Here is a 12,742-nt window from a genome sequence, read left to right on the forward strand (position 1 = left end):
TGCTTTCTTTTTACGCAACTCGTCATCACCCCTGCACAAAGCAGGTGCATTCGCGGCCACATACCATTATTCTGATCAAGACGAAAGAGTTGAAGTGACATTTAAAAAAACGAATCTGTAAACAAATCAATACAAAAAGCGGAATTGCAAACTTACACACGCACTACTGCATCGTTCAAAATAAGCGCGTTATGAATAAACCGCGCCCGATACACGAGGTTTTATGATGGACAGTCAGCAGCACGGCGAGCAGCTCAAGCGCGGCCTGAAAAACCGCCATATTCAGCTTATCGCATTGGGCGGCGCGATAGGGACAGGCTTGTTCCTGGGAAGCGCCTCCGTTATTCAGTCGGCGGGGCCAGGAATTATCCTGGGCTATGCGGTTGCAGGCTTTATTGCCTTTCTGATTATGCGCCAGCTGGGGGAGATGGTGGTTGAAGAACCGGTCGCCGGCTCTTTTAGCCACTTCGCCTATAAATACTGGGGCGGCTTTGCCGGATTCGCTTCCGGCTGGAACTACTGGGTACTGTACGTATTAGTTGCCATGGCGGAACTGACCGCAGTGGGTAAATATATCCAGTTCTGGTATCCGGAGATCCCCACCTGGGCTTCTGCGGCAGCCTTCTTTGTGATTATCAACGCCATCAACCTGACCAACGTTAAAGTGTTCGGTGAGATGGAGTTTTGGTTCGCCATTATTAAAGTGATCGCCGTCATCGCTATGATTCTGTTCGGCGCGTGGTTACTCTTCAGCGATACCGCTGGTCCGCAGGCCACCGTGCGCAACCTGTGGGAACAGGGCGGCTTTCTGCCGCATGGCTGGACCGGGCTGGTGATGATGATGGCCATTATTATGTTTTCGTTCGGCGGACTGGAGCTGGTAGGGATCACCGCCGCTGAAGCCGATAACCCGGAACAGAGCATTCCCAAAGCCACCAATCAGGTTATCTATCGCATCCTGATTTTTTATATCGGCTCACTGGCGGTTCTGCTTTCGCTGCTGCCATGGACTCGCGTCACCGCCGATACCAGCCCGTTTGTTCTTATCTTCCATGAGCTGGGCGATACGTTTGTCGCCAATGCGCTGAATATCGTGGTTCTCACCGCCGCGCTATCGGTTTATAACAGCTGCGTTTACTGCAACAGCCGTATGCTGTTCGGTCTGGCCCAGCAGGGAAATGCGCCGAAAGCGCTGCTGAACGTCGACAAACGCGGCGTGCCGGTGAGCTCCATTTTGGTTTCCGCCGTCGTGACGGCGTTGTGCGTGCTGCTCAACTACCTGGCCCCAGAGTCCGCATTCGGACTGCTGATGGCGCTGGTGGTCTCCGCGCTGGTCATTAACTGGGCGATGATTAGCCTTGCCCATATGATGTTCCGTCGCGCGAAACAGCAGCAGGGCGTGAAAACCCGCTTCCCGGCCCTGTTTTATCCGCTCGGCAACGTTCTCTGCCTGCTGTTTATGGCGGCGGTATTGATCATTATGCTGATGACGCCAGGTATGGCGATCTCCGTGTGGCTGATTCCGGCATGGATCATCATTCTGGGCATCGGCTTTATGTCTAAGCAGAAGTTTTGGTTTCTGCGCTGGCCATTAGATTAGCCTGGCGCACATGAAGTTCCGCAAAGCCAAACAGCAACAGGGCGTCATCACGCGCTTCCCGGCGCTGTTCTACCCGCTGGGGAACTGGATCTGCCTGGCCCTCATGGCTGCCGTGCTGGTCATTATGGTGACGACCCCGGGCATGGCCATCTCCGTATGGCTGCTCATCCTGGGCGTCGGCTACCTGTGTAAAGAAAAAACGGCAAAAACGGTGAAAGCCCACTGATCGTGACGTTACTTTTCCGCCCTCCCCGTCCGGGGAGGGTGTTATCTGCCTCACAGTTTCCCACGTATAACCATTTTATCCATATCAGCGGCGTGATCCTGCTACGCAAAAAAAAGCTCGCAAGCGAATAATTACCACCATCATCTGATGGGGAGAAGTCTCAATGGATAAGGGCAGACTTTCGGTAAGAGAAAAAATCGGGTATGGCATGGGCGACGCCGGATGTAACATTATTTTTGGCGCTATCATGCTGTTTGTTAATTATTTTTATACGGATATTTTTGGTCTTGCCCCGGCGTTAGTCGGTGTTTTACTCCTTTCAGTACGCGTTATCGATGCCGTTACCGATCCGGTGATGGGCGCGCTTGCCGATCGTACCCAAAGTAAATATGGTCGTTTCCGCCCCTGGCTACTGTGGATTGCATTTCCCTACGCGCTGTTCAGCGTTCTGATGTTCACGACGCCGGACTGGGGCTATAACAGCAAAGTTGTCTATGCTTTCGTCACCTATTTTCTGCTTTCCGTGACCTACACCGCCATCAATATTCCCTATTGCTCACTGGGCGGCGTGATCACCAACGATCCAAAAGAGCGCGTGGCCTGTCAGGCTTATCGCTTCGTGTTAGTCGGCATCGCGACGCTGTTGCTATCGTTAACGCTATTGCCGATGGTGGACTGGTTTGGCGGCGGCGACAAAGCCAAAGGCTATCAGTTGGCGATGACCGTGCTGGCGATTATCGGCATGGGTATGTTTCTGTTCTGCTTTGCCAGCGTCCGCGAACGCGTTCGCCCTGCCGTTCCGACGCACGATGATATGAAGAATGATTTCAAAGACGTGTGGAAAAACGATCAATGGGTACGCATTCTGCTATTGACCTTATGTAACGTCTGCCCGGGGTTTATCCGTATGGCGGCGACCATGTATTACGTCACCTGGGTGATGGGACAAAGCACCCATTTCGCTACGCTTTTTATTAGTCTTGGCGTGGTCGGTATGATGATCGGCAGTATGCTGGCAAAAGTCTTAACCGATCGCTGGTGTAAATTGAAGGTATTTTTCTGGACCAATATCGCGCTGGCGATTTTCTCCTGCGCGTTCTATTTCTTTGATCCGAAAGCTACCGTGATGATAGTGGCGCTCTACTTCCTGCTCAATATTCTGCATCAGATCCCTTCCCCGTTGCACTGGTCGCTGATGGCGGACGTCGATGATTACGGCGAATGGAAAACCGGCAAACGCATTACCGGTATTAGCTTCTCCGGTAATCTGTTCTTCCTGAAACTGGGCCTGGCGATTGCCGGGGCGATGGTCGGCTTTTTGCTCTCCTGGTACGGTTATGACGCCAGCGCCAAAGCGCAAAGCGCCTCGGCGATGAACGGTATTATGCTGTTGTTTACCGTTATCCCCGGCGTTGGCTATCTGATTACCGCAGGCGTGGTACGTCTGCTGAAAGTTGACCGTGAACTGATGAAAAAAATCCAGGACGATTTGGAAAAACGTCGCACTAATTACCGCGAATTGAGTGAGTTGCAGGAGCTCAAAGCCGCTGAAAGCGTAAGGAAAGCCTGATGGCAAACTGGCCAAACCCGTTTATTGAACAACGTGCCGATCCGTTTATTTTACGCGACGGCAGCGATTACTACTTTATTGCCTCCGTACCGGAATATGACAGGCTGGAAATCCGCCGGGCTGATTCGCTGGAAGGGTTGCGCGCCGCCGACCCCGTTGTCGTCTGGCGCAAACCGGAAAGTGGCCCGATGAGCCAGCTCATCTGGGCACCGGAAATGCACCGCATCAACGGCAAGTGGTACATCTATTTTGCCGCTACCCATACTCAAGCGCTTGATAAGCTGGGAATGTTCCAGCACCGCATGTTTGCCCTGGAGTGCGCCGATGCCGACCCACTCACCGGCAAGTGGACGGAGAAAGGTCAAATTAAAACACCGTTTGATACCTTCGCCCTCGATGCCACCACTTTTTATCATCAGGGAAAGCAGTGGTATCTGTGGGCGCAAAAAGCGCCGGATATTGCCGGTAATTCAAATATTTATCTGGCTGAACTGGAAAATCCGTGGACGATTAAAGGCGAGCCGGTAAGACTCAGTAAGCCAGAGTACGACTGGGAGTGTCGGGGTTTTTGGGTTAACGAAGGTCCGGCCGTCGTGGTGCATGGCGACAAGCTGTTTATCAGCTATTCGGCCAGCGCCACCGATGAAAACTACTGTATGGGATTACTGTGGATTAACGTAAACGACGATCCGCGCGATCCGGCCAACTGGCATAAATCACCGCGCCCGGTCTTTACCACCAGCTATGAAAATCGCCAGTATGGGCCGGGACATAACAGCTTTACGCAAACGCCGGAAGGTGAAGATGTACTGGTGTACCACGCGAGAAATTACACCGAAATTGAAGGCGATCCGTTGTACGATCCCAACCGCCATACGCGTCTGAAACGGGTGCGCTGGGACGAAAACGGGATGCCTGATTTTGGCGTGCCGCCAGCCGATACGATCTGAGCCGTTGCACTGCCCGGTGGCGCTAGCGCTTACCGGGCCTACAGATTTTTCCATTGTAGGCAGCATAAGCGTTAGCGCCATCGGCACAACGCTACACTAATGCCCCATAAATGGTGAGCAACGCAATAATCACCACCACCACAAACGAGGCCTTCTTCGCCATCGACACCGCCGCTTTGGGGGTTTCTACTTTGTCAGTATGCGGTTCGCGCGCCAGTGAGAACTGCGCCAGACGTGTGAGCACCTGATACTGCGAAGTATGCAGATCCGCCAGCGAGGCAAACCAGGCCGGCAACGCTTTCTCGCCATGCCCCAGTAATGCATAAACTACGCCCGCCAGACGTACCGGAATCCAGTCCAGCACATGAAGAATAGCGTCAATGCCGGATTGCAAACGTTGGTGCGGCGTCTGATAGCGCGCCAGCCAGGTCTGCCAGGCCCGTAAAAACGCATAGCCCACCAGTGTTACCGGCCCCCATGGACCGCCAACGATAAACCAAAATAGCGGTGCGAGGTAAAAACGGAAATTTATCCATAACAACGCATTTTGCAGCTCACGCAAAAATTCACGCTCATTACAATCCGGCGGCACGCCGTGGATTAGCGTAAGCTCGCTGGCCATCGCCTCGCAAGGATGCGGATCGTTGCGGGACGCCGCTTTCAGCCAGGCGTGATAATGTACTCGCACTTTGCCCGCGCCGATACACAGCACGCCCAGGAGAATCCACACCACCAGCGTCGGCACGTTAAATAGCAGCCCTTTCAACGCCTGGAGCAGTAGAAAAGTCACCACCATCGCGATCGCCGTCATTCCCATCGTGCGCAACATCGAAAAATGCGTAATCCGACGGAATAGCGCCTCCAGCCGATGATCGAGCTGCCAGTGCTCGCCCAGCTTAAACAGGCGCTCGACAATCAGCACCAGTAATGTCGTAAACAGCGTCATGTCATCTCCTTGTGCGACGAGAGGGCTACCAAAGCGCGAAAGCGCGGCCAGTCAAAGGCAGGGCCAGGGTCCGTTTTGCGGTCAGGCGCAATGTTGCAGTGTCCGGTCATATTGTCGGCGATCGCCGGATAGCAAGCGATAAGCGTGCGCGTCACGGCGGCTAGCTGCTGATACTGCGCATCGGTATAAGCCAGCGTATCCGTCCCCTCCAGCTCAATACCAATGGAGAAATCATTACAACGTTCCCGCCCCTGATAGTTTGACACGCCCGCATGCCACGCACGCTTATCAAAAGGCACATACTGGACGATTTCACCGTCGCGACGAATCAGACAATGGGCCGAAACACGAAGATGAGCGATTTCTGCAAAAAAAGGATGGGCGTCTGGATCTATCGTTCCGGTGAATAATGCATCGATCCACGGACCGCCAAACTCGCCGGGGGGCAGGCTAATATTATGCACCACCAGCAAGGACGGTTTTTCGTCATCCGGACGGCAATCATAATGCGGAGAAGGGACGCGTCGCGCCTCTACCAACCAACCCTTATCTGGCAACATGCGGAGTCTCCTTTTGAGTGGTGCTTATAGCTGCTTCAGAGTAGCATGTTTCTACCTTATGATTCGTTAGCAATTTGGAGTTTTATCATGCCGCCTCGCCGTTATAACCCAGACGACCGACGTGACGCGCTACTGGAACGCATTAATCTCGATATCCCTGCCGCCGTTGCTCAGGCGCTGCGTGAAGATTTAGGTGGAGAAGTCGATGCTGGCAACGATATCACCGCGCAACTTTTGCCGGCAGATACGCGAGCCCATGCCACGGTGATCACTCGTGAAGACGGCGTTTTCTGCGGCAAGCGCTGGGCTGAAGAGGTCTTCATCCAACTGGCGGGCGATGATGTGCGCCTCACCTGGCATGTCGATGACGGCGACGCCATTCATGCCAACCAAACAGTGTTTGAACTGAACGGCCCGGCTCGCGTATTGCTGACCGGCGAGCGCACGGCGCTAAACTTTGTCCAGACCCTTTCCGGCGTCGCCAGTGAAGTACGCCGCTACGTTGGACTATTGGCTGGCACCCAAACCCAGTTGCTCGACACGCGTAAAACGCTGCCGGGTCTGCGCACCGCGCTCAAATATGCGGTTTTATGCGGCGGCGGCGCCAATCATCGTCTGGGCCTCACTGACGCGTTCCTGATTAAAGAAAACCATATCATCGCCTCCGGTTCGGTTCGTCAGGCGGTGGAAAAAGCGTTCTGGCTACATCCGGACGTGCCGGTAGAAGTCGAGGTCGAAAATCTGGATGAACTGGACGATGCGCTGAAAGCAGGCGCGGATATTATCATGCTGGATAATTTCAACACCGACCAGATGCGCGAGGCGGTGAAACGCGTCAACGGCCAGGCGCGGCTGGAAGTATCCGGCAACGTCACCGCGGAAACCTTACGCGAATTTGCTGAAACCGGGGTGGATTTCATCTCCGTTGGCGCGCTGACCAAGCACGTACGCGCGCTCGATCTCTCCATGCGTTTTCGCTGATCCTCTCCACCCGATGGCGCTGCGCCGTCGGGTCTATAAATCACCTGTCCGTAGATCCGCGTCGTGATTCGGTAAAATATTCGTAGCGCCTCGCAATAACGTTGCCGTGTCATGTAACGCAGCAAAAATCTTCAGAATCCGCCTTCCCGTTTTACCTTTTGCCGCTCGCCCGCTCTTCCCGCGTTTGCCACAGTAGCGCCAGCTAACTCAAGGAGCGAACAATGGAAAAACAACGCGGTTTCACGCTTATCGAACTGATGGTCGTTATTGGCATCATCGCCATTTTAAGCGCCATTGGCATTCCGGCTTACCAGAACTATCTGCGTAAAGCGGCGCTGACGGATATGTTGCAAACGTTTGTCCCCTACCGTACCGCCGTCGAACTCTGCGCTCTGGAACATGGTGGGACGAGCACATGCGATGCGGGCGTCAACGGTATCCCCTCGCCCGTCATCACCCGTTATGTTTCGGGCATGAGCGTGGAAAAAGGCGTCATCACGCTTACCGGCCAGGAGAGTCTGAGCGGGCTTAGCGTCATCATGACGCCCGCCTGGGACAATGCTAACGGCATTACCGGCTGGACGCGTAACTGCAATATTCAAAGCGACAGCGCGTTACAACAGGCTTGTGAAGATGTCTTCCGTTTTGACGCCAACTAAGGAGACAAGATGAAAGACGCTCAGCTCAACACCTTGTGTCAACGTCATCAGGCTGTACTGATCAATAGCGCCAGCAACAGTATCACTGTTGCGGTGGTCGACGCGCCCTCTCATGCGTTACTGGACGCTCTGCATTTCGCCACGCAAAAACAGATTGATATTGTGTGCTGGACTCGCCAGCAAATGGAAAATCATCGGCATAAGCCGGATCAGGCTCCCTCGGCAAACGCCGCGAAAGGCGGAGAAACCGCGGCCCAGCTTCTCAATCAGACATTACGCTCGGCGATGGCGAAACGCGCCTCTGATATCCATCTCGAACCAGGCGCCAGCCGCTACCGAATAAGACTCCGCATCGACGGCGTTCTTCATATTCTGCAGGACATCGCCAAAGAGACGGGGCTTGCGCTGACGGCCAGATTGAAAGTCCTGGGAAATTTGGACATCGCTGAACATCGGCTGCCGCAGGACGGGCAATTTACCGTTGACCTGACGGGCGACAGCATCTCTTTTCGTATCGCCACGCTTCCCTGTAAAGAAGGCGAAAAAGTCGTCTTACGGTTGTTGCATCAGGTTGAACAAACGCTGGATCTGGACACGCTGGGCATGTACGGGGCACAACTTACCGCTTTTAGACAAGCTCTACAGCAACCTCAGGGGCTGGTACTGGTGACTGGCCCCACCGGTAGCGGAAAAACGGTCACGCTATACAGCGCGCTACAAACCCGGAATACGCCGGATATCAACCTCTGTAGCGTTGAGGATCCGATAGAAATTCCACTGGATGGGATTAACCAGACGCAGATCCATCCCCGCGCCGGGCTCACCTTTCAAAATGTGCTGCGCGCGCTTTTACGCCAGGACCCTGACATCATCATGGTAGGTGAAATTCGTGACGGCGACACCGCAGAAATCGCCATTAAGGCGGCACAAACGGGCCATCTGGTACTTTCAACGCTCCATACGAACTCCACCAGCGAAACCCTGATACGTTTGCAGCAAATGGGCGTAGCACGCTGGATGATCTCATCGGCGCTTACGCTGGTGGTAGCGCAACGCCTGGTAAGGAAGCTTTGCCCGCACTGCAAACAGCGCCTGAACGATCCCGTAGTGCTATCGCCCAATCTTTGGCCCAGCGCGCTACCGCGCTGGCAGGCAAGCGGCTGCCAGCATTGCTACCACGGCTTTTATGGCCGAACCGCGTTATTCGAAGTGTTAACCGTTACCCCGGCATTACGTCAGTTAATTGCGAGCGGCGCATCGGCGCAAGCACTGGAAGCCCACCTCCAACAGACCGGTACAGGGACGCTTTTTGAAAATGGCTGTCGCGCCGTTGAGCAAGGCATGACGTCCTTTGAAGAGATACTGCGCGTTCTGGGAATGCCCCATGAGCGTTAAACAGCTCTGGCGCTGGCAAGGCGTTAACGATAAAGGTCAACTGGAACAAGACGTTGTATGGGTGGACAATCGTCTGGCGCTGATCATCACCCTGCAACATCAGCGCATTATGCCGCTTTGCATCAAGCGCATGGGCGTTAACGCCGCACTGTGGAAAGAAGAGCAAAGCGCTGAAATTATTCATCAGTTGGCCACGCTCATTCATGCCGGACTGACGCTTTCTGAAGGGCTGGAACTCCTTGCGCAACAGCATCCACACCGACAATGGCAAGCGCTGTTGCGCACGCTGGCTCACGAGCTTGAACAGGGCGTCCCTTTTTCCAGCGCATTAGTCTCCTGGCCGCAGGTATTTCCGCCGCTCTACCAGACGATGATCCGCACCGGAGAACTGACCGGCAAACTGGCCGACTGCTGCTTTGAACTGGCCCGTCAGCAAAAAGCGCAACGGCAGATTACGGTTAGCGTGAAAAAGGCGCTGCGCTATCCCGCCATTATTCTGACAATGGCCGCCCTGGTCGTTTTCGCCATGCTGCACTTTGTCCTGCCGGAATTTGCCGCCATTTACCGTAGCTTCAATACCCCGCTCCCTCTTCTGACGCGCGGTATTATCGCGATAGCGCAATGGGGGTCGACATGGGGTTGGCTCATCTTGTTCCTGACGATGCTCATTGCTATCGCTCACCGCAGGGTAAAACAAAAACCGTCCTGGCAAGCGCAGCGGCAGCGTCTTCTGCTACGGCTTCCCGTTATGGGTCGCCTGATAAGAGGCCAGAAACTAGCGCAAATATTCACCGTACTGGCATTAACCCAAAGCGCAGGCATTCCTTTTCTTCAGGGACTGGAAAGCGCTATCGAGAGTCTCGGCTGCCCTTACTGGTCACAGCGTTTAACGCAGGTACATCAGGAGATCTCCGCGGGCAATCCGGTCTGGTTGGCGCTAAAAAATACCCAGGAATTTAGTCCGCTATGCCTGCAACTGGTCAGAACGGGCGAAGCGTCCGGTTCACTCGATATCATGCTGCATAACCTTGCCCGTCACCACAGTGAAACTACGCTGGCGCTGGCCGATAATCTGGCGTCGCTGTTGGAACCGGCGTTATTGATCATCACCGGTTTAATTATCGGTACGCTGGTGGTGGCGATGTATTTGCCGATTTTTCATCTGGGAGACGCGATGAGCGGGATGGGATAAGGCTGGCGCACATTTACGCCAGCCAGAATATTAGAGGCTATTGAAAATGCGGTTTTCTTGTTCCTGCACCCGAATAAAGGTGGTGCGTTTGGTCAACTCTTTCAGGCGAGACGCGCCGACATAAGTGCAGGCTGAGCGTAGGCCGCCCAGGATATCGCGGGCGGTATTGCCCACCGGCCCACGCAGCGGCAATTTAACCGTTTTACCTTCTGCCGCGCGGTATTTCGCAACGCCGCCGACATGACGGTTCATCGCAGATTCCGAACTCATGCCGTAGAACAGCATAAATTTCTCGCCGTTCTCTTCTACCACGCTGCCGCCGCTCTCTTCGTGACCCGCCAGCATGCCGCCCAACATAACGAAATCCGCGCCGCCGCCAAAGGCTTTTGCTACGTCGCCTGGCATGGTGCAGCCGCCATCGCTGACGATCATGCCGCCCAGGCCATGCGCCGCGTCAGCACATTCGATAACCGCCGACAGTTGCGGATAACCAACTCCGGTTTTTACACGCGTCGTGCATACGGAGCCGGGACCAATTCCCACTTTCACGATATCGGCGCCGGAGAGGATAAGCTCTTCGCACATCTCGCCCGTTACCACATTGCCTGCGCAGATTGTTTTTGTCGGCCATGCTTCACGTGCTTTCGCGACGAACTGCACAAAATGTTCTGAATAGCCATTGGCTACATCAATACAGACAAAGTTCAGCGCAGGATTCAGCGCCAGAATCTGCACGGTTTTTTCGAAATCAGCATCAGAGGTCCCGGTGGAAACCATCACATGCTTGAGAACATCAGCCGAAGCCGTGTTGATAAAAGCTGCCCACTCTTCAACGGTATAATGTTTATGTACAGCAGTCAGAATATCAAACCCGGCCAATGCTTGCGCCATTTCAAACGTCCCGACGGTATCCATATTGGCCGCAATAATCGGTACGCCAGACCAGGTCTGACCTGAGTGTTTAAAGGTGAATTGACGTTCCAGTTCGACATCGGAACGGCTTTTGAGGGTAGAACGTTTAGGACGGATAAGAACGTCTTTGAAACCTAACTTCAGATCTTCTTCAATACGCATGTGCGGATTCCTGGGGTTAATGGCGAAAAATCGAAACTCACAACTCCAGTGACGTTATCATACGCACTAATCATGGCCGTACAAGACTGCGAAATTCTCTTTTTTTACGTTACAATCCCATAAATTTACCTGGCGAATAGTAGGTTAATGCTCAGAGCGTATCGTCTTTGCATGCTTGAAATTTAACCTTTTGATTGTCAAACTAAAATTCCGGAAGCTGGAGATATGAGGTATACCGTAGCCTTAACCGGCGGTATTGGCAGCGGTAAAAGTACCGTCGCTGATGCCTTCGCTGACCTCGGAATAACCGTCATCGACGCGGATATTATCGCGCGCCAGATGGTTGAGCCAGGGCAGCCCGCCCTGAACGCAATAGCGGAACATTTTGGTTCTGAACTTATCGCCGCCGACGGCACGTTACGCCGCCGGGCGCTGCGTGAGCGTATTTTTTCGCATCCGGAAGAAAAAGCCTGGCTTAACGCTCTGCTTCACCCCTTAATTCAGCAGGAAACCCAACGACAGTTTCAACAGGCTACGTCGCCCTATGTGTTATGGGTTGTGCCTCTGCTGGTTGAAAACAGGCTGTATCAAAAAGCCAACCGCGTACTGGTGGTTGACGTGACGCCCGAAACGCAGCTCATACGCACAATGCAGCGTGATGATGTTACGCGCGAGCATGTTGAACACATTCTCGCTGCGCAGGCGACGCGTGAAGCGCGCCTTGCCGTGGCGGACGATGTTATTGATAATAACGGCGCACCGGATGCTATCGCATCAGATGTGGCCCGCCTGCACGCCAGTTATCTTAAGCTCGCGTCGCAGTTTGTCTCACAGGAAAAACCGTAATGCACACCCAGGTCCTATTTGAACACCCTCTCAATGAGAAGATGCGTACGTGGCTGCGCATAGAGTTTTTGATCCAACAGCTCTCCATCAACCTGCCAATTGCAGACCATGCTGGCGCACTGCATTTTTTCCGTAACATCAGCGATCTACTGGATGTGTTCGAACGGGGCGAAGTCCGTACCGAACTGCTGAAAGAACTGGAGCGCCAGCAGCGTAAATTACAGGCCTGGGTTGAGGTTCCCGGCGTCGATCAAGACCGTATTGAAGCCCTGCGCCAGCAGTTAAAATCCGCGGGCAGCGTGCTAATCTCCGCCCCGAGGATTGGCCAGCAGCTACGCGAAGATCGCTTGATTGCCCTTGTGCGTCAACGCTTAAGTATTCCTGGCGGCTGTTGCAGTTTCGATTTACCCACTCTGCATATCTGGTTACACCTACAACAGGCGCAGCGCGACGCCCAGATTGAAAGCTGGCTTGCCAGCCTGAATCCCCTCACCCAGGCGCTGACTTTGGTGCTTGATCTGATCCGTAATTCAGCGCCTTTCCGTAAGCAAACCAGCCTGAACGGTTTTTATCAGGATAACGGGGACGACGCCGATTTGCTGCGTCTTATGCTGACGCTCGATTCACAACTTTATCCGCAAATTTCCGGCCATAAGAGCCGTTTTGCCATTCGCTTTATGCCGCTGGATAGTGAAAATGGTCTGGTGCCGGAGCGTCTTGATTTTGAACTGGCCTGTTGCTAA

The 12,742-nt window shown here is 53.9% G+C and carries 12 protein-coding genes and 1 pseudogene; 10 read left to right on the forward strand and 3 right to left on the reverse strand.

What is annotated here, in order from left to right; translation table 11 throughout:
- The first annotated feature begins 223 nt into the window (after positions 1 to 223).
- The 4 genes and pseudogenes from aroP (at position 224) to K8W53_RS18460 (ending at position 4,346) form a co-directional block, all read left to right on the forward strand.
- Positions 224 to 1,600, forward strand: coding sequence for an aromatic amino acid transporter AroP (gene aroP, locus K8W53_RS18445; protein ID WP_023223785.1), 1,377 nt, complete (start codon positions 224 to 226; stop codon positions 1,598 to 1,600).
- Positions 1,596 to 1,826: pseudogene (locus K8W53_RS18450) on the forward strand (aromatic amino acid transporter AroP); the annotation flags it as partial. The gene aroP and the pseudogene K8W53_RS18450, both read left to right, overlap by 5 nt.
- Positions 1,827 to 1,989: 163 nt before the next feature.
- A complete protein-coding gene (locus tag K8W53_RS18455; RefSeq protein WP_000357539.1) occupies positions 1,990 to 3,396 on the forward strand; it encodes a glycoside-pentoside-hexuronide (GPH):cation symporter in 1,407 nt (468 codons plus the stop codon).
- Complete coding sequence (locus K8W53_RS18460) at positions 3,396 to 4,346, forward strand: family 43 glycosylhydrolase (protein WP_000024767.1); 951 nt, start codon at positions 3,396 to 3,398, stop codon at positions 4,344 to 4,346. The genes K8W53_RS18455 and K8W53_RS18460 overlap by 1 nt, the downstream gene beginning before the upstream one ends.
- 91 nt (positions 4,347 to 4,437) lie before the next feature.
- Here the strand turns inward: K8W53_RS18460 and ampE are convergent, their stop codons facing one another.
- A complete protein-coding gene (ampE, locus tag K8W53_RS18465; protein WP_000172039.1) occupies positions 4,438 to 5,292 on the reverse strand; it encodes a beta-lactamase regulator AmpE in 855 nt (284 codons plus the stop codon).
- The gene (gene ampD, locus K8W53_RS18470) at positions 5,289 to 5,852 is read right to left on the reverse strand and encodes a 1,6-anhydro-N-acetylmuramyl-L-alanine amidase AmpD (RefSeq protein WP_000936326.1); all 564 of its coding nucleotides are present in this window, start codon (positions 5,850 to 5,852) and stop codon (positions 5,289 to 5,291) included. Before ampD ends, ampE begins: the two co-directional genes overlap by 4 nt.
- Before the next feature lie 87 nt (positions 5,853 to 5,939).
- Here ampD and nadC point away from each other — a divergent pair, with 87 nt between their 5' ends.
- The 4 genes from nadC to hofC all read left to right on the forward strand — a co-directional run bounded on the left by nadC (position 5,940) and on the right by hofC (position 10,079).
- Positions 5,940 to 6,833 (forward strand): carboxylating nicotinate-nucleotide diphosphorylase, encoded by an 894-nt coding sequence (gene nadC / locus K8W53_RS18475; RefSeq protein WP_023223783.1) that lies wholly within the window; start codon positions 5,940 to 5,942, stop codon positions 6,831 to 6,833.
- Positions 6,834 to 7,054: 221 nt separating this feature from the next.
- Positions 7,055 to 7,492, forward strand: coding sequence for a prepilin peptidase-dependent pilin (ppdD, locus tag K8W53_RS18480; protein WP_000414989.1), 438 nt, complete (start codon positions 7,055 to 7,057; stop codon positions 7,490 to 7,492).
- Positions 7,493 to 7,501: 9 nt separating this feature from the next.
- Positions 7,502 to 8,887, forward strand: a complete 1,386-nt coding sequence (gene gspE, locus K8W53_RS18485; protein WP_023223782.1) for a type II secretion system protein GspE — start codon at positions 7,502 to 7,504, stop codon at positions 8,885 to 8,887.
- Positions 8,877 to 10,079: a protein transport protein HofC gene (gene hofC / locus K8W53_RS18490; protein ID WP_023223781.1), complete on the forward strand. Its 1,203-nt coding sequence runs from the start codon at positions 8,877 to 8,879 to the stop codon at positions 10,077 to 10,079. Before gspE ends, hofC begins: the two co-directional genes overlap by 11 nt.
- A 30-nt stretch (positions 10,080 to 10,109) precedes the next feature.
- Here the strand turns inward: hofC and K8W53_RS18495 are convergent, their stop codons facing one another.
- The gene (locus K8W53_RS18495; RefSeq protein WP_001217365.1) at positions 10,110 to 11,153 is read right to left on the reverse strand and encodes a GMP reductase; all 1,044 of its coding nucleotides are present in this window, start codon (positions 11,151 to 11,153) and stop codon (positions 10,110 to 10,112) included.
- 225 nt (positions 11,154 to 11,378) lie between these two features.
- On the opposite strand from K8W53_RS18495, the gene coaE reads away from it, so the two are divergent.
- On the forward strand, positions 11,379 to 11,999 hold the full coding sequence (gene coaE, locus K8W53_RS18500; protein ID WP_001270913.1) for a dephospho-CoA kinase: 621 nt from the start codon (positions 11,379 to 11,381) through the stop codon (positions 11,997 to 11,999).
- Positions 11,999 to 12,742, forward strand: coding sequence for a cell division protein ZapD (gene zapD, locus K8W53_RS18505; protein WP_000557441.1), 744 nt, complete (start codon positions 11,999 to 12,001; stop codon positions 12,740 to 12,742). Before coaE ends, zapD begins: the two co-directional genes overlap by 1 nt.

The sequence above is a fragment of the Salmonella sp. A29-2 genome, from assembly GCF_020150755.1.
Classification (GTDB): Bacteria; Pseudomonadota; Gammaproteobacteria; order Enterobacterales; family Enterobacteriaceae; genus Salmonella; species Salmonella enterica.

Coding starts and splice junctions, on each gene's coding strand:
- aroP (WP_023223785.1), top strand. CDS start 224: ATGATGGACAGTCAGCAGCACGGCGAGCAGCTCAAGCGCGGCCTGAAA.
- K8W53_RS18455 (WP_000357539.1), top strand. CDS start 1,990: ATGGATAAGGGCAGACTTTCGGTAAGAGAAAAAATCGGGTATGGCATG.
- K8W53_RS18460 (WP_000024767.1), top strand. CDS start 3,396: ATGGCAAACTGGCCAAACCCGTTTATTGAACAACGTGCCGATCCGTTT.
- ampE (WP_000172039.1), bottom strand. CDS start 5,292: ATGACGCTGTTTACGACATTACTGGTGCTGATTGTCGAGCGCCTGTTT.
- ampD (WP_000936326.1), bottom strand. CDS start 5,852: ATGTTGCCAGATAAGGGTTGGTTGGTAGAGGCGCGACGCGTCCCTTCT.
- nadC (WP_023223783.1), top strand. CDS start 5,940: ATGCCGCCTCGCCGTTATAACCCAGACGACCGACGTGACGCGCTACTG.
- ppdD (WP_000414989.1), top strand. CDS start 7,055: ATGGAAAAACAACGCGGTTTCACGCTTATCGAACTGATGGTCGTTATT.
- gspE (WP_023223782.1), top strand. CDS start 7,502: ATGAAAGACGCTCAGCTCAACACCTTGTGTCAACGTCATCAGGCTGTA.
- hofC (WP_023223781.1), top strand. CDS start 8,877: ATGAGCGTTAAACAGCTCTGGCGCTGGCAAGGCGTTAACGATAAAGGT.
- K8W53_RS18495 (WP_001217365.1), bottom strand. CDS start 11,153: ATGCGTATTGAAGAAGATCTGAAGTTAGGTTTCAAAGACGTTCTTATC.
- coaE (WP_001270913.1), top strand. CDS start 11,379: ATGAGGTATACCGTAGCCTTAACCGGCGGTATTGGCAGCGGTAAAAGT.
- zapD (WP_000557441.1), top strand. CDS start 11,999: ATGCACACCCAGGTCCTATTTGAACACCCTCTCAATGAGAAGATGCGT.